Source organism: Ramlibacter henchirensis (genome assembly GCF_004682015.1).
GTDB lineage: Bacteria > Pseudomonadota > Gammaproteobacteria > Burkholderiales > Burkholderiaceae_C > Ramlibacter > Ramlibacter henchirensis.
Genome location: NZ_SMLM01000001.1, coordinates 2,314,937 through 2,330,722 on the forward strand (window position 1 = coordinate 2,314,937; position 15,786 = coordinate 2,330,722).

The following is a 15,786-nucleotide window of genomic DNA, read 5'->3' on the forward strand; positions in this document are numbered from 1 at the left end:
TGCCCAAGGCGCCCTCCCGCGAGGAGCGGTGTTTTCCCGCTGTCGTGCGGGAGGCGCTCTCAGCCGGTGCTTGCGTCCGCGCCGGCGAAGCGCCAGTCGATCGCGAAGGGCTGCATCAGCTCGGCGATGCGCTCTTTCGCATTGGCGGGGGCGGCCGCGGTGTTTTCGAAGCGGGCGCTCAGGCCGCTGGCGGCTTCCTCGACCTTGACCTGGACCGGGCCGAGCAGCCCCGCGCGATCGAGCCGCTCCTGCAGCACGCGCTCGCAGGCCAGCATGCGCAGGCGCGGCTTGAACACCTTGCCGATCGCCGTCATGGGAATCGCCGGGAGCACGTCGATGCGCTTCGGATAGGCCGGCCGCTCCGGGATGCGCTCGTTCGCGAACGAGGACAGCTCCTGCGGCGTGATCGTCGCGCCGGGCCGCAGCGAAACGAAGGCGACGGGCAGCTCGCCCGCGTATTCGTCGGGTTCCCCCACGGCCGCGGCCATCAGCACGTCCGGATGCTGGAGCAGCGCTTCCTCGATCACCTGCGGATCGATGTTGTGGCCGCCGCGGATGATCACGTCCTTCGCGCGGCCGGTGACGAACACGCGGCCCTCGGCATCGAGGTGCCCGATGTCGCCGGTGATCAGCCAGCCATCGACGGTGAAGGTGCCCGCATTGCGACGCGTGTCGGTGTAGCCCGGACCGACGTTGGGGCCGCGCACGCGCAGGATGCCGCTCTCGCCGGCGGCGCATTCGCGGCCGTCCGACGTCACGGCCTTCACCTCGGTGAACGGCAGCGGCAAGCCGCAGGAGCCCGGCACGCGCGGCGAGTGGAAGGGCTCGATGCTGATCACGCCCCCGCACTCCGTCATTCCGAGGATGTTGCGCACCGGCTTGCCGAACTTGCGCTCGAACGCGGCGGCCAGTTCCGTCGGCAGCGGCGATCCGCCGGTCAGCAGCATGCGCACGCTGCGCAGCGCGGCGGGGCTGGCCTCCAGTCCCAGCAGCGTCGCGATCACGGTGGGCACGGCTGCCAGCAGCGTCACGCCGTGGCGCTCCACGAAGGTCCAGTACTGCCGCGCGAAGGCCGGATTGCGAAGGCCGAGCAAGGTCGGGAGGACGACCTCCGCCCCGCTGAGCAGGGCCGACAGGCCGTAGACGAATGCGCCGGCGACGTGGAACAGCGGGAAGCCGTTGAGGATCACGTCCTGCTCGCGCATCGCGTACATCTGCGCCGCGCCCCAGGCCGCGTGCAGCTGGTTGGCGTGCGTGTGCTGCGCGAGCTTGGGCGCGCCGGTGGTGCCCCCGGTGTGGAACAGCGCGGCGATGCGATTCGGGTCCGCCGCGCGCTCGGCCGCAATCGCGTGCGCAGGCATCGCGGCGATCGCCTTCATGAAGTCCTCATGCCCCGGCGCGCCGCCGGCCGCGAGCACGTGGCGCAGGCGAGGGCAGGCACGCTGCAGGTCCGGCACGCGCGACCAGATGTCCAGCTCGGGGTTGGGCCCCAGCGCGACGAGGATGTTGCAATCCGCCGCGCGAACCAGCTCCGCGATGTGCCCCGCGTCCAGCAGGTAGTTGATCGGGCACACCACGCCCGCGGCCTCGCCGCCCCAGAGCGTGAGGTAGGCCTCGGGGATCGCGGGCAGGAGCATAGCGATGCGCACGGGTTCGTCGCCCGCGAGTTGCTGGAAGAACCGCGACGAGCGGTGAATGTCCGCGAGCAGCTGCGAGTACGTCCAGGTCCGCGGCGGCGTCGCCGGGTCCGCATCGACGATGTAGGTCAGGGCGCGGCGATCGGCGTAGCGGTGCGCGGCGTCCGCCAGCGCGTCGGCGACGCTCGCGTGCGCCATGAATTCGCCGTAGGGCCGGGACTGGATGCGCGCCTTGTCCGCGGCGCCGTGGATGTCGGACCGATGCATGGTTCCCAGCCTACCAAGTAGCGGGCTTCGTGATGGTCGTGCCCGGGATGTGGCTCGGCAGTTGGCTGGCTTGCAGCGCCGATGTGCGGATCTGTCGCGTGAAGTCCGAATGCTGCTTCAGCTGCATCGACGTCTTCCGCACCGGGGCGCCGGGAGTGATCAGGCCGATGACCTTGTTGTGCTGGGCTTTCACCAACCGCATGGCCTCGCAGAGGTCGGAGTCGTTCGAGACGACCACGGCGCAGTCATAGGCATCCTGCCACGCGTCGTTCAGCAGGTGCAGGGCGAGGTTTACGTCGGAGCCCTTCTCCTCGTTCTTCCAGACCTGCACCGTGCCGGGTGGCGGGTCGGCGTTCCTCCATGCGGATCCTGTGACGCAGAAAATGCCCGAAACCCACGTGCACCAGCGGGCAATGCGCGCCCAGTGCCTTGAGGTAGGCGTCCTGTCGGGTCATCACGCTGGGGTTGGCCAGCGTTGGCTGGACCTTGGCGGTGAAGTACTTGATGCCCACGACCTTGTTCTGGGCGCTGAGTACCCTGCCGAACAGCGCCTGGAGATCGACCCACTTGTGGGGTGTGCCCTTCAGCTGGCCATAGTAGAAATTGAATCCGTCCACATAGACCATGGTTCGGAGGTGCTTCTGGGTCATTTTTCTCCGGCACAGAAAGCAACGGCCCCGTGAGGGGCCGTGCACCTGGCGGTCGAAACCGATCAGGGGAGTCGTGCGGCTATTTTATGTGCAATCAAGTGGGCATGCACAGGGCGGGGCGCTGCAACGTCCACCGTTCTGGGGATCGAAGTCGTCCGCCATCCTTCAATCGACCTTCGCCCCCGAGTCCCGCACGATCTTGCCCCACTTCGCCGACTCGGCACGCATGAAGCTGCCGAAGGTGTCCGGCCCGCCGCCGACGATCTGCATGCCCAAGCCCTGCAGCTTTTCCTGCACGTCGGGCAGCTGCAGCGCCTTGGCCACTTCGGTGTGCATGCGCTGCACGATCTCGCGCGGCGTTCCCGCCGGAGCGAGCAGGCCGAACCATTGCAGCGCCTCGAAGTTCGGCAGTCCCGACGTGGCGACCGTCGGCAGACGCGGGGCCACCGGCGAAGGCTTGGCGTCGGTGACCGCCAGCGCATTGAGCTTGCCGCCCTGCACGTGCGGCAGGAACGCGACCGCCGTGCCGAAGGCCAGCTGCACGCGGCCGGCCACCAGGTCGAGCGTCATCGGCGAGTCGCCCTTGTAGGGCACGTGCTGCATCTCGATGCCGGCCTGCGAGCGGAAGTACTCGGCCGTCAGGTGCGACACGCTGCCGTTGCCGGTGGAGCCGTACATGAACTGGCCCGGCTTCGCCTTCGCCAGCGCAATGAACTCGGCCACGTTCTTCGCGGGCACCGAGGGATGCACGACCATCAGGATCGTCGCCGTGCCCAGCAGCGTGACCGGCGCGAAGTCGCGCACCGGGTCGTAGGCCAGCTTCGAGTACAGGCTGGGCGCGATGGCGTGCGTGCTGCTCGTGCCCATGAGGAAGGTGTAGCCGTCGGGCGCCGCCTTGGCAACGAGGTCCGAGCCGGTGGTGCCGCCCGCGCCCGCGCGGTTGTCCACCACCACCGGCTGGCCGAGCGCGGTCGAGAGCTTCTCGCCGATCAGGCGGCCGACGATGTCGGTGGAACCGCCCGCCGGGAAGGGGATCACCAGCCGCACGGGCTTGCCCGGCCAGGACTGCGCCGATGCGCCGCCGGCAGCGAGCGCCAGGCCGAAGGCGGTGAGGAGGGCACGGCGGCTGAGGAACGATGGCATGGCAACTCCTGTCGAGGAAAGCGCGCTCAGGCGCGGGCAAGCTCCGCGCCCGCAGCGACCGCGGCCGGCGCGCCGAGCAGCGCGTCGGCGATGCGGCGCGCGGTGTTGAGCGAATCGGTCAGGCCGAGGTGGCCGTGGCCAGTGGCCAGCCACAGCCCACGATGCCCCGGCGCAGCGCCCACCACGGGTACGGAATCGGGCATGCACGGGCGGTGGCCCATCCACGTCCGCGTGGGCAGGTGCTCCAGCCCGCGGAAGTGCTCGCGTGCGATGCGGCCCAGCACGGCCGCGCGGCGCTCGTCCGGCGGCGCTTCGAGGCCGCCGATCTCCACCGTGCCGCCCACGCGCAGGCCGTCTTCCATCGGCGTGACGAACACCTTGCGGTCGGCGAGCACGACGGTGCGCGACACGATGTCGCGGCCGCCTTCGAACTGCACGTGGTAACCGCGCTGGCTCTCCAGCTGCAGCCGGATGCCCAGCGGCGCGAGCAGCTCGCGCGACCACGCACCCGCGGCGACCACGGCGTGCTCGAAGGCCTGTGCATCCACTTCGCCCGATGCGCGCAGCCACCAGCGGCCGCCCTCGAAATGAAGCCGCTGGACGTCCGCGCGCACGATGCGCCCGCCCGCCGCCACGAAAGCACGCGCCATCGCCTGCACGTAGCGGAAGGGGTTGAGGATGGTGGCGTGGTCGGCCAGGTACATGCCGACCTGGTAGCGCGCCGACACGCCCTGCTCCAGGGCTTCGATGCCCGCGCGGTCCAGCCGCTCGACCTTGAAGCCGTATTGCTCGCGCATGCGCCAGCCGGTCGCATCCTTGGCCAGCGCGTTTGCGTCGGGGTACAGGTGCAGGTGCCCGCGACGCAGGAAGAGCTCGGGCACGCCGAGCTCTCGCGTCATCGCTTCGTGCGCATCGAGCGCGCCCGCATGGAGCGCGGCCAGCTTGGCGGCCGAGGCCTCCACCGCTGCGGGCCGCGCCGAAGCGACGAAGCGCAGCAGCCAGGGCAATGCGCGCGGCAGGTAGCGCAGCGGCAGGTACAGCGGGCTCTCGTCGTCCAGCAGCATGCCGGGCACGGAAGCCAGCACGCCCGGCATCGCCAGCGGCGCCACGGACGCCGGGCTCACCGCGCCGGAGTTGCCGAAGCTGCAGCCCATGCCGGGCTCGTCGCGGTCGACCAGGGTGACGTCCGCGCCGCCTTTGCGCAGCGCGAGCGCGATGCTGACGCCGACGATGCCGGCGCCGACCACCACGACGCGCGGAGTGCCGTTCGATGTCATCTCAGCGCGCCTTCGGGCGCTTGTCGGACACCACGCGGCCGTCCTTGAGCACCAGTTGCAGGCGCCGCACGTTGTTGATGTCCTCCAGCGGATTGCCGCCCACCACGATCAGGTCCGCGATCTTGCCGACCTCCACCGTGCCGAGCTCGTCGCCCATGCCGCAGATGGCCGCTCCGTTGCGCGTGGCCGCCACGAGTGCCTGCCATGGCGTCGCGCCGTCGCGCACCCACAGGCCCAGCTCCAGCAGCGCCGCATCCTTGAGCGGGCGGATGTCGGAGCCCAGCGCCATCTTCACGCCGGCCTTCAGCGCCTTGATGAAGCCGGCCTGGTGCACGTCGGACGCCGCATCCGCCCGGCAGCACAGCGAGTGCGCCAGGTTGCGGTTCTTCACCCAGCGCTGCTCCCAGTCGTTCGTGGCCTGGGTCGGCGTGAGGTGGCTGATGGAGAGGGTGGGCACGTACCAGGTGCCGTGCTGCAGGAACAGATCGATGCACTCGTCGTCCAGGATGTAGCCGTGCTCGATGCTGTGCGCGCCCAGGCGGATCGCGGCCTTCACGGACGGCGGGTTGGTGGCGTGCGCCATCACCTTGAATTCGCGCAGCTTGCAGATGTCGAAGGCGGCCTTGAGCTCCTCTTCCAGCAGGAAGGAGTGGCGGTGCAGGTCCCAGGCCGGACCCATGATGCCGCCGGACAGATTGAGCTTGATGTGGTCGACGCCGTTCTTGATCTGCTCGCGGATGGCCTTCACCCAGCCGTAGGGCCCGTCGACTTCGAGCGCGTGGCCGGAGGTGAGGAAGTGCCCGCCGGTGGTCGTGAGGAAATGCCCCGACGCGAACAGCCGCGGTCCGACGTGCTGGCCGGAATCGAACGCGCGCTTCCACGCGACGTCCATGTAGTGGTGCGCGCCGGCGCAGCGGAAGCCCACGATGCCGGAGTCGAACAACGCGGCCTGCAGCCGGTGGCCGAACAGCGTCACCTGGTCGGGCAGCGGCATCTCGGCGAGCGACTGGAAATAGTCGGGGTGGACGTGCACGTCCCACAGGCCGGGCATCAGGTACGCGCCCTTGAGGTCGATCACCTCGGCATCGCCCACCGCGGGCGCGCTGCCGGCCTGGAAGATTTCCTTGATGCGGCCATCTTCCAGCAGCACGGCGCAATCCGGCTGCGGCCGGGGTTCGACGCTGTCGATCAGCGTCGCATGGGTCAGCAGGGTTCTCATCGCCATCCGATGCTACGCGCGGCTCACTCGGCCACGATGCCGACCTTGGCCGCGAGGTCCTTCCACTTGGAGACTTCGCCCTGCACGAAGCGGGCGAACTCCTCCGGCGTCTGCGGCGAGGCCACGATGCCGCGGTCGCTGAAAGCCTTCGACAACTCGGGCGAGTTGAGCGCGGCCACCGCCTCGGAGTTGATGCGGTCGACCACCGCGCGGGGCGTCTTCGCCGGCGCGAACAGGCCGAACCAGGTGCCGCCCGAGAAGTTCGGCAGGCCGGCTTCGGCGAACGTGGGGACTTGCGGCAGGCTGGCCAGCCGCTGGCGCGTGGCGACCGCCAGCGCGCGCAGCTTGCCGCCGCGCACGTGCTCCTGCACCGCTGGCGGCGTGTCGAAGCTGTACTGCACCTGCCCGCCGATCAGGTCCGTCATCGAAGGGCCGCTGCCCTTGTACGGAACGTGCACGCTGTTGATGCCGGTGAGCGACTTGAACAGCTCGCCGGCCAGGTGGTTGGACGTGTTGTTGCCGAACGAGGAGTAGTTCAGCTTGCCGGGATTGGCCTTCGCATGGGCGATGAATTCGGCCAGCGTGTTGGCGGGCACCGAGGGGTTCACCACCAGGAAGAACGGGACCTGGCCCACCAGCGTGATCGGCTGCAGGTCGCGCACCGGGTCGTACGGCATGGCCTTCATCGTGATCGGCGCGATCGACACCTCGGGCGAAGCGGCCAGCAGCAGCGTGTAGCCGTCGGGGTCGGCCCGCACCACCTGTTGTGCCGCCACGGTGCCTCCCGCACCTGCGCGGTTCTCGACCACGACCTGCTGCCCGAGCTTGCGGCCCAGCTGCTCGGCCAGGAGGCGGCCCGCCACGTCGGTGCTGCCGCCGGGCGGGTAGCCGATGAGGACGCGGACCGGCCGCGAGGGCCACCCGGCCGATTGCGCGAACGTGGCGCCGGGCACCAGGGCGGCGGCGGAAGTGAGCAGGAAAGTACGACGTTGCATGACGGTTCTCCAGGCAGGCGGCGGCGCGCCGGCCGCTACGGGAAGCGGGAGCACTTTAGGCGGCTGGCGTATCGGAAAGCAATATGCCAATATCGGAATGCAATAACCACCGGAGATTCCCGATGGCCAGAACGATCACCGTGGCCGCGGCCCAGACCGGCAGCGTCCAGGACGGCGACCTGCGCACCATCACCGAAGCGGCGCACGCCATGCTCGACGAAGCCGGGCGGCAGCAGGTGCGCCTGCTCACGTTCGGCGAGCTGTTCCTCACCCCGTTCTTCGCCAACAAGCTCGAGGAGGAGTTCGACCGCTGGTTCATGCAGGACACGCACGAGGTGCTGGCCGGCCTGCGCGAGAAGGCGCGCCGCCATCGCATCGCGCTGGTGCTGCCTTTCGCGGAGCGCGCGCACGACGGTTACTTCAACAGCGCGTTCATCTACGACGAGGATGGGCGCGAAGCCGGGCGCTACCGCAAGACCCACATCCCGGCCTACTTCCCGAGCGAGGGGCCGGGCGGCACCGGCAGCTTCGAGAAGTTCTATTTCGCGCCGGGCGCCAAACTGGAGACGTATGCGGTGGCGGGCACGCGCATCGGCGTGCAGATCTGCAACGACCGGCTCTATCCCGAATCCTCGCGCGCGCTCGCGCTGGCGGGGGCCGAGCTGATCGCGATGCCGATCGCGTTCTCCACCTACGCCGACCCGCAGCAGCGCACCTCGATCTGGGAGATCCCGCTGCGCGCCCGCGCCTACGAGAACGGCGTGTTCGTGCTCGCCTGCAACCGAGTGGGCACGGAAGGTCCGAGGCACCACCTGGGCCGCAGCATGGTGGTCGATCCGCGCGGCATGATCGTCGCGGAAGCAGGCACCGGGAAGCCGCAGTTGCTGACCGCGCAGATCGACCTCGATGCGGTCAGCGCGGCACGCAAGAAATTCCCCTGGTGGCGCGACCGCCGGCCCGACCTGTACGGGCCGCTCGCAGCCCCGCAGTGAAGGCGCCGATGCCCGCAGCCGCAAGCGCGTCCACCCGCCGTGCCATTCGTACGGCGACGGCGGCGGAGGGCGACCACAGCCCGCTCTTCATGGGCTCGCTGGCCAAGTGCTTCCAGGTGCTGGAAGCGCTCAACACCGCGGGTCGCGCGGTCGGCCTCACGGAGTTGGCGCAGCTCGCGAGCCTGGACCGCAGCGGCGTCCAGCGCATCACGCACACGCTGCGCGTGCTCGGCTACCTGCGGCAGGATCCCGCGACCAAGGCCTTCCGGCTCTCGGGCCGCATGCTGGAGTTCGGCCACACGGTGCTCGCGACCGACCAGCTGCGCGAGCGCGCGCAGCCGCACCTGGAAGCGCTGAACCGGCGCACGTCCGAGACGGTGAACCTGATGGAGCTGGAAGGCGACGAGATCGTGTACGTCGCCCGCTATCCCAGCCTGCATGCCGTGAGCGTGGACCTGCACGTGGGCTCGCGGCTGCCCGCGTTCTGCACCGCCGCGGGCCGCGCCATCCTCTCCTGCATGGAGCCGGCCGACGCGCTGGCACGGCTGAAGGCGGCGCGCCGCACGGCGATGACGCGCCACACCGTGACGGACCTCGCCGGCTTGCGCGCGGCCCTGGGCGAGGCGCGGGAGCAGGGCTATGCGCTGAACAACCAGGAAGCCTTCATCGGCGACGTCTCGGTCGCCGCGCCGCTGCTGGACCCGCGCGGGCATCCGCTGGGCGCCGTGAACATCGCCGTCCCCACGCCACGCTGGCGGCTCGAGGACGTGCTCGCGCGGCTGGTGCCGCAGTTGCTCAAGACCGCGGCGGCGATCAACCGCGAAGTCCGGCATCTCTAGTTTTTTCCATCCACCCCGCCAGGAGGTTCGACATGAGGTTCTCTCGTAGGTTTGCAGTGCTGGCGTTGGCCGCCGGTGCATGGACGTCGCCCGCGCTCGTGCAGGCGCAGGGCTCGGCCGAGGCCTGGCCCGAGCGCGCGGTCACGGTTGTCGTGCCTTGGCCGGCCGGCGGCTTCACCGACAAGCTGGGCCGCCTGATGGCGGAGAAGATGGCCGCGGGCCTCGGCAAGCCCGTCGTGGTGGAGAACCGGCCGGGCGCCAGCGCCGGCATAGGCTCGGAGCACGTGATGCGCTCGGCGCCCGACGGCTACACGCTGCTGGTCACCTCCACGGATGGCACGGTGAAGCTGCTGCAAGGCAAGGGCACGGACCCGGTGACTCAGCTCACACAAATCTCGATGCTGGCCTCGCAGCCGGTCACGTTGTCGGTCGGGCCCAAGTTCAAGGGCAACACGCTGGCGGACTTCGTCGCGGAAGCCAAGCGCGCGCCGGGGACGATCGCCTACGCATCCAACGGCGAAGGCGGCGCCACGCACTACGGCATGGAGATCTTCGCGAAGCAGGCGGGCATCCAGCTGAACCACATCCCCTACAAGGGCACGGCGCCCGCGCTCCAGGACCTGGTGGGTGGCCAGGTCGAGGCGACGCTGGTCAGCCTGCAGGGCGTGGGTGCGCAGCTGCAAAGCGGCCGGGCGCGCGCGCTGGCGATCACCTCGCCCAAGCGCGTCGAGGCCGCGCCCAACATCCCGACCTTCGCCGAGTCCGGGTATCCGGGTTTCGATCTGACGCTCTGGTACGGCATGGTCGGCCCCAAGGGCCTGCCCGATCCCATCGTGCGGAAGGTGAACAAGGTACTGCGCGAGGCGCTGGCCGCGCCGGACGTGCAGCAGGCGCTGCGTTCGGCGGCGGCGGAGCCGGTGAGCAGCTCGCCCGAGGAGATGCTGCAGTTCGTGCAGAAAGAGGCCGCTCGCTGGAGCGCGATGATCCGATGACCACTCTCCCGGCCGATGAAGACTTCCGCATCCGCCATGCCGTGATGGAGCGGCTGGTCGACTATTGGTGGGACGTCGACGCGGACGGCGCGCGCGGCGCGACCGACTTCTACACGCAGGACTGCGTCTACCAGATGTGCGAGCACCGGATGGAAGGCCGTGGCGCGGTGCACGACTACTACGCCTTTCGCACCGCGCGCGGCGATCGGCTGGTGCGGCATGTGCTCACCAACGTGCGGGCGCGCGTCGAAGGGCCGGGGCAGGCTTCGGTGCAGGGCGTGCTGTCCGTCTACGCGGCCGACGGCGTGCCGGTGCTGCCGGCCGCGCCGCCGATCCTGGTGGCGGACAACCACGCGACCTTCGTGCGCGAGGCCGATGGCGCGTGGCGCATGCGAGAGCACGGCATCGTCGCGCTGTTCCGCGGCGGCGTGCCCGTGCTCGTGCCGCCGCCAGCCGGCGGGCGTGCGGCTTAAGCGGCCTGCGCTCCCGCCTCGGCCGTGACGCCCTGCGCGTAGTGGATGGCCAGCACCTCCGGCCGCTTCATCGAGGGCATCCCGCCGACCAATTGCAGCGCGTGCTTGGCCAGCTCGCGCGGCACGCGGCCGGACAGGTGCGCGTTGCGCGCGCGCAGGTCCGGGAAGACATCGAAGATGCCGTAGTGCTGCCTGTCGGCCCAGTGCAGCGCGAACCAGGCCACGGTGTCGGGCTCCTCTTCGACCATGTGGCGGGCATCGCGCAGGAATTGCTCCACCTCGGCCTCATGCCCCGCCTTCGCCTTGAAGGCGAGCAGCACGCCGAGGCTCGAAGCGCGCGGCGTCGCAGGCAGCTTGCTGGCCAGGATGTTCAGGCGGGCGAACTCCGCTTCGCGCCGCAGCATCTGCGCCCCTTTCTCCTTCAGCCCCTGGGCGACCGGGCCTTGCAGGTGCGCCTGCCGCCCGGCCTCGTCGCCGAACGCGCTGAAGAAGCCGTAGTCCTCGCGGCCGAAGCGCAGCGCGTACCAGGCCAGCGTGCCGGGCTCGGCCCGCGCCTGCGGCAGCGCGCACTGCTGGAACAGCTCGGCCTGCGCCGACTGGCCGGGCCGGGCGATCATCCGCGCCAGCAAACCATGGGTCACCGTCGACATCGTCTCCTCCTTTGGTCAAAGAACAGCCAGCGTAGAACCTGAGCGGCGCGACCGGAAAGCCGCGCCGTGGTGAAGACTGTGAGCGCCTGTAGCTCGGCGGGCGCTCCGCTACGCCTCCTGGAACGCCTCCTCGCGCGTCTTGCGGATCGCCGGCAGGGCCACGACCAGCAGCAGCACGAGCGTGGCGACCAGCAGGCTGAGCGACAGCGGGCGCGTGACCAGCGTGGAGAAGTCCCCGCGCGCCAGCAGCAGGGCGCGGCGCAGGTTCTCTTCCATCATCGGCCCGAGGACGAAGCCCAGCAGCAGCGGCGCGGGTTCCATGCCGCAGCGCGCGAACACGTAGCCGGCCACGCCGAACGCGGCCGTGATGAAGACGTCGAAGGTGTTGTTGTTGATCGAATAGACGCCTATGCAGCAGAACACCAGGATGGCCGGGTACAGGTACCGGTAGGGCACCTTCAGCAGCTTCACCCACACGCCCACCAGCGGCAGGTTCAGGACGATCAGCATGGCGTTGCCGATCCACATGCTGGCGATCAGTCCCCAGAACAGGTCGGGGTTGCTGGTCATCACCTGCGGGCCGGGCTGGATGTTGTGGATGGTCATCGCGCCCACCATCAGCGCCATCACCACGTTCGACGGGATGCCCAGCGTGAGCAGCGGCACGAACGAGGTCTGCGAGCCGGCGTTGTTGGCCGCCTCGGGGCCGGCCACGCCCTCGATCGCGCCCCGGCCGAATTCGGCGCTGCGCGAAGACAGCTTCTTCTCCAGCGTGTAGGAGGCGAAGGCCGACAGCGTGGCGCCCCCGCCCGGCAGCATGCCCAGCACGGTGCCCAGGGCGGTGCCGCGCGCGGCGGCGGGGACGAACCGGCGGAAGTCCTCGCGCGTCGGGAACAGGTGGGTGATGTGGTTGGTGAAGGTCTCTCGGTGCTCGCGCTGCTCGACGTTCACGATGATCTCGGCGAAGCCGAAGATGCCCATGGCGAGCGCGACGAAGTTGATCCCGTCCGTGAGTTCGGGGACGTCGAACGAGTAGCGCGCCACGCCCGAATTCACGTCCGTGCCGACCAGGCCGAGCACCAGCCCGAGCAGGATCATGCCGACCGCCTTGACCAGCGATCCGGACGCGAGCACCACCGCTCCGACCAGGCCCAGCACCATCAGCGAGAAATACTCCGCCGGCCCGAACTTGAACGCGAGCTCCGACATCGGCAGCGCGAATGCCGCCAGCACCAGCGTGGCGAAGCAGCCCGCCATGAACGAGCTGATGCCGGCGGTGGCCAGCGCGGCGCCCGCGCGGCCGCGGCGCGCCATCTGGTAGCCGTCGATCGCGGTGACCACCGAGGACGACTCGCCCGGCAGGTTGACCAGGATGGCGGTCGTCGAGCCGCCGTACTGCGCGCCGTAGTAGATGCCCGCCAGCATGATCAGCGCCGACACCGGCGGCAGCGTGTAGGTGACCGGCAGCAGCATCGCGATCGTCGTGGACGGGCCCAGGCCCGGCAGCACGCCGATCAGCGTGCCGAGCAGGCAGCCGATGAATGCGTAGAGGAGGTTCTGCAGGCTCAGGGCCGTCTCGAAGCCCAGGGCGAGGTGGGAGAACAGTTCCATCGTCCGGTCCTCCTCAGCCCAGCGCGACCGGCCACAGCGGGATCTGCAGGTTGATCCCGTGGATGAACACGGCGGTGCTGAAAGCCACCAGCGCCGCGGCGTTGATGAGCGCGCCGCGCCAGGTGAACTCGTGGCTGGCGCGGCTGGACACCAGCACGAGCACGGTCAGCGCCAGCACCAGGCCCAGCGGCTGCAGCAGCAGCCCGAACAGCACCACGCCGCCCAGGATCCACGCCATGGGGCCGATCTCCAGGCGCTTGACGCCCTCCACCCCGGCCGTGCGCCTCACGCCGCCCGCCAGCGTCAGGAGCCCGACGATGGCCAGCAGGACGCCGACCCAGAACGGGAAGAAGCCCGGGCCCATCCGGGCCGGGTCGCCCAGCCTGTACTCGAGCGCGCCGAGGCTGAACCCGGCGCCGGCCAGGACGTAGATGAGCCCGGCGGCGAAGTCTTTCTGGTTGCGTATGCTCAATCGCATGCTTTCCTGTCTCCTTGGAGTTCGAGGGCCGCGCGGGCCGGGTTTGGATCATGTCGTGACATGATTGCCTCACGCTGTGATGTGAATCCGCGGAGACAGTTCCGCCGGCCGGTGTAGATTCCGCGCACCGGGAGAAGACTGATGAACAACAGGGCGCGCCGGCGCGAGCCGACCGAAAAGGAACACTACGAGCGGCTGTCCAGCTTCCGCTGGCAGCTGCGCCGCTTCCTGCGGTTCAGCGAGGACGCGTGCCGCGGCGAGGGCGTCACCATGCTCCAGTACCAGCTGCTGGTGCACACCCAGGGCTTCGAGGAGCGCGAGTGGGCCAGCATCGGCGAGCTGGCCGAGCGGCTGCAGGCGCAGCCGCATGGCGTGGTGGCCCTGGTGACGCGGTGCGAGCAGGCCGGCCTGGTGGAGCGGCGCCCCAACGCCCTCGACGGCCGCCTGGTCGAGGTGCACCTCACGGCCAAGGGCCGGCGCTGCCTGCGCCGGCTGGCGCAGCTGCACCGGGAGGAACTGGCCAGCCTCGCGGCCGTGGTGGAGGCGGCGAGCGAGAGCTAGCGCCGCAGGCCGCGGCGGCGCGGCCCGCGGGCCCAGCGGGCGCGCCGCGCGGCAGCGTCCCAGGCACCCGACGGCTCGGCCGCCTCGCCGTGCCCCCGCGAGTGGCGCGAGAACAGCCGCGCGTAGTAGCCGTCTTGCGCCAGCAACTCCGCGTGCGTGCCCACCGCCTCGATCTGGCCGCCGCGCAGCACGACGATGCGGTCGGCGTCCATCACGGTCGAAAGCCGGTGCGCCACGACCAGCGTGGTGCGGCCGCGCGTGAGCCGCTGCAGCGCGCCCTGCACCAGCGCCTCGCTCTCGTTGTCCAGCGCGCTCGTGGCTTCGTCCAGCACCAGGATGGGCGGGTCCTTCAGCAGCGCCCGCGCGATGGCGATGCGCTGCTTCTGCCCGCCGGACAGGCCCGCGCCGCGCTCGCCCACCAGCGTGTCGTAGCCATGGGGCAGGCGCTCGATGAACTCGTGCGCGTTGGACGCGCGCGCGGCCGCCTCGGCCTGCTCGCGCGTCGCGCCCGGGCTGCCGTAGGTGATGTTGCCCAGGACGGTGTCGTGGAACAGGTGCACTTCCTGCATCACGGTGCCGACCTGCGCGCGCAGCGAGCGCGACGTGCAGTCGCGCACGTCGACGCCGTCGATCAGGATGCGGCCGCCGGTGGGCGCGTGCAGGCGCTCGAGCAGCGACACCAGCGTGGTCTTGCCGCAGCCGCTGGGGCCGACCAGCGCGACCGTCTCGCCGGGCGCGATCGACAGCGTCACCTCCCGCAGCACCGGGCGACCGTCGCCGTAATCGAACGAGACCTGCTGGAAGTCCACCGCGCCCCGCGCGACCACCAGCTCGCGGGCATCGGGCGCGTCGGCCAGCGGATCGGGCGTGTCCAGGATCTCGCTCACGGCCTCCAGCGACACCCGGCCGCGGCGCACCGTCGCATACACGTTCGTCAGGCTCTGGATGGGACCGAACAGGCTGCTGACGTACTGCAGCGAAGCGACCAGTGTGCCCACGGTGCCGTGCCCGCGCAGCACCAGCCACACGCCGATGGCGGCGACCGACAGGCGCGCGCCCGCCGCCGACAGGCCCTGCAGGGCGGCGGTCTGCGCGTCGCGGCCAGCGCCGCGCTTTTGCAGCGCGTTGCCCTCGTCCACGGCCTTCAGGAAGCGGCGCTCCTCTTCCTGCTCCATGGCGAAACCCTTGACGGTGCGGATGCCTCCCAGAACCTCGGTCCATCGGCCGAAGATCGCCGACCAGTGGGCCACGAGCGCGCGGTCGCGCTGCGTCTGCTCGGGCACGGCGCGCATGCCGATCAGGGCCGGCAGCGGGGCGAACACGCAGACGGCAAGGGCGAGGCGCCAGTCGAGATTCAGCAGCGCGGCCAGCGCCAGGGCCAGGTAGCAGGCGGCGGGCAGCGTCTTGAAGGCCAGCTCGCAGACGGCCGTCACGAATCCGTTGATGGAGGCGTTGACGCGGTTCACCGTGGCGCCGACGGTCTGCTTCTGGTGCCACGCCAGCGGCAGCTCGTGCAAACGCGCCGTCACCCGGCCGCGCAGCGAGAAATCGAGATCCAGCTTCACGCGCCAGCTTCGTGTTTCCAGCAGCCGCGAGAGGTAGACCTGCGCCAGTTCGGCCGCAGCCACCGCGCACAAGGCGATCACGATGGTCCGCAGTCCGCCGATGGGGGCCGAAGCAGCGAACCGGGTGAGCGCGTCGACCAGGCCCATGACGGCCAGCGGCGACGCCGCGCTCACCACCGCGAGCAACAGGGCCAGCGCGATGACCTTGCCGATCGGCCGGCCGAAGCCTTGCAGCCAGGGAAGCGCCTGGCGGGCGACGTCGCGCGTGCTGCGCAGCGAATGCGGGAGTGCCACGGCGTCGCGGCGGAGGAGGGCGCCTGAAGCTTCAGGCCGGAGGGCGGACAACATGGACGGCGTGCGCGGCTCTGGACGCACAGACAGCGCAGGTCAGCCGCAAGACAAAACTGTAGCGGCTAACGGATGAGCTCGCGCCAAGG

The 15,786-nt window shown here is 70.3% G+C and carries 16 protein-coding genes; 5 read left to right on the forward strand and 11 right to left on the reverse strand.

The window, feature by feature from the left end:
• Nucleotides 1-59: 59 nt before the first annotated feature.
• The 7 genes from EZ313_RS11455 to EZ313_RS11480 form a co-directional block, all read right to left on the reverse strand.
• On the reverse strand, nt 60-1,904 hold the full coding sequence (locus tag EZ313_RS11455; RefSeq protein ID WP_135263272.1) for an AMP-binding protein: 1,845 nt from the start codon (nt 1,902-1,904) through the stop codon (nt 60-62).
• Nucleotides 1,905-1,914: 10 nt separating this feature from the next.
• A complete protein-coding gene (locus tag EZ313_RS23470; RefSeq protein ID WP_205960360.1) occupies nt 1,915-2,235 on the reverse strand; it encodes an NYN domain-containing protein in 321 nt (106 codons plus the stop codon).
• Nucleotides 2,150-2,530, reverse strand: a complete 381-nt coding sequence (locus tag EZ313_RS23590) for a PIN domain-containing protein (RefSeq protein ID WP_240788639.1) — start codon at nt 2,528-2,530, stop codon at nt 2,150-2,152. Before EZ313_RS23590 ends, EZ313_RS23470 begins: the two co-directional genes overlap by 86 nt.
• A 189-nt stretch (nt 2,531-2,719) precedes the next feature.
• Nucleotides 2,720-3,697 carry a Bug family tripartite tricarboxylate transporter substrate binding protein gene (locus tag EZ313_RS11465; protein WP_135263273.1) on the reverse strand — a complete coding sequence of 326 codons (978 nt, stop codon included), beginning with the start codon at nt 3,695-3,697 and terminating at the stop codon, nt 2,720-2,722.
• A gap of 26 nt (nt 3,698-3,723) precedes the next feature.
• Nucleotides 3,724-4,974 carry an NAD(P)/FAD-dependent oxidoreductase gene (locus tag EZ313_RS11470; RefSeq protein WP_135263274.1) on the reverse strand — a complete coding sequence of 417 codons (1,251 nt, stop codon included), beginning with the start codon at nt 4,972-4,974 and terminating at the stop codon, nt 3,724-3,726.
• A 1-nt stretch (nt 4,975) separates the two neighbouring features.
• The gene (locus EZ313_RS11475) at nt 4,976-6,193 is read right to left on the reverse strand and encodes an amidohydrolase family protein (RefSeq protein ID WP_167772561.1); all 1,218 of its coding nucleotides are present in this window, start codon (nt 6,191-6,193) and stop codon (nt 4,976-4,978) included.
• A gap of 23 nt (nt 6,194-6,216) precedes the next feature.
• The gene (locus EZ313_RS11480; protein ID WP_135263276.1) at nt 6,217-7,188 is read right to left on the reverse strand and encodes a Bug family tripartite tricarboxylate transporter substrate binding protein; all 972 of its coding nucleotides are present in this window, start codon (nt 7,186-7,188) and stop codon (nt 6,217-6,219) included.
• Between the two features lie 122 nt (nt 7,189-7,310).
• Here EZ313_RS11480 and EZ313_RS11485 point away from each other — a divergent pair, with 122 nt between their 5' ends.
• The 4 genes from EZ313_RS11485 to EZ313_RS11500 are packed head-to-tail and all read left to right on the forward strand — an operon-like array spanning nt 7,311 to nt 10,484.
• Nucleotides 7,311-8,180, forward strand: a complete 870-nt coding sequence (locus EZ313_RS11485) for a carbon-nitrogen hydrolase family protein (protein ID WP_167772562.1) — start codon at nt 7,311-7,313, stop codon at nt 8,178-8,180.
• A gap of 8 nt (nt 8,181-8,188) precedes the next feature.
• Nucleotides 8,189-9,019, forward strand: a complete 831-nt coding sequence (locus tag EZ313_RS11490; protein ID WP_135263278.1) for an IclR family transcriptional regulator — start codon at nt 8,189-8,191, stop codon at nt 9,017-9,019.
• Between the two features lie 32 nt (nt 9,020-9,051).
• A complete protein-coding gene (locus tag EZ313_RS11495; RefSeq protein WP_135263279.1) occupies nt 9,052-10,011 on the forward strand; it encodes a Bug family tripartite tricarboxylate transporter substrate binding protein in 960 nt (319 codons plus the stop codon).
• Complete coding sequence (locus EZ313_RS11500; RefSeq protein WP_135263280.1) at nt 10,008-10,484, forward strand: nuclear transport factor 2 family protein; 477 nt, start codon at nt 10,008-10,010, stop codon at nt 10,482-10,484. The genes EZ313_RS11495 and EZ313_RS11500 overlap by 4 nt, the downstream gene beginning before the upstream one ends.
• Here EZ313_RS11500 and EZ313_RS23595 read toward each other — a convergent pair.
• From EZ313_RS23595 to EZ313_RS11515, 3 genes are all read right to left on the reverse strand, one after another.
• Entirely contained in the window at nt 10,481-11,134 is a 654-nt protein-coding gene (locus tag EZ313_RS23595) for a putative quinol monooxygenase (protein ID WP_135263281.1), read from the reverse strand. The two genes, EZ313_RS11500 and EZ313_RS23595, sit on opposite strands and share 4 nt — an antisense overlap.
• Nucleotides 11,135-11,242: 108 nt before the next feature.
• Nucleotides 11,243-12,745, reverse strand: coding sequence for a tripartite tricarboxylate transporter permease (locus EZ313_RS11510; protein WP_135263282.1), 1,503 nt, complete (start codon nt 12,743-12,745; stop codon nt 11,243-11,245).
• A gap of 13 nt (nt 12,746-12,758) precedes the next feature.
• The gene (locus EZ313_RS11515; protein ID WP_135263647.1) at nt 12,759-13,217 is read right to left on the reverse strand and encodes a tripartite tricarboxylate transporter TctB family protein; all 459 of its coding nucleotides are present in this window, start codon (nt 13,215-13,217) and stop codon (nt 12,759-12,761) included.
• A 147-nt stretch (nt 13,218-13,364) separates the two neighbouring features.
• On the opposite strand from EZ313_RS11515, the gene EZ313_RS11520 reads away from it, so the two are divergent.
• On the forward strand, nt 13,365-13,784 hold the full coding sequence (locus EZ313_RS11520) for a MarR family winged helix-turn-helix transcriptional regulator (RefSeq protein WP_135263283.1): 420 nt from the start codon (nt 13,365-13,367) through the stop codon (nt 13,782-13,784).
• Here EZ313_RS11520 and EZ313_RS11525 read toward each other — a convergent pair.
• Nucleotides 13,781-15,643, reverse strand: coding sequence for an ABC transporter ATP-binding protein (locus tag EZ313_RS11525; protein ID WP_240788590.1), 1,863 nt, complete (start codon nt 15,641-15,643; stop codon nt 13,781-13,783). The two genes, EZ313_RS11520 and EZ313_RS11525, sit on opposite strands and share 4 nt — an antisense overlap.
• Nucleotides 15,644-15,786: the final 143 nt, after the last annotated feature.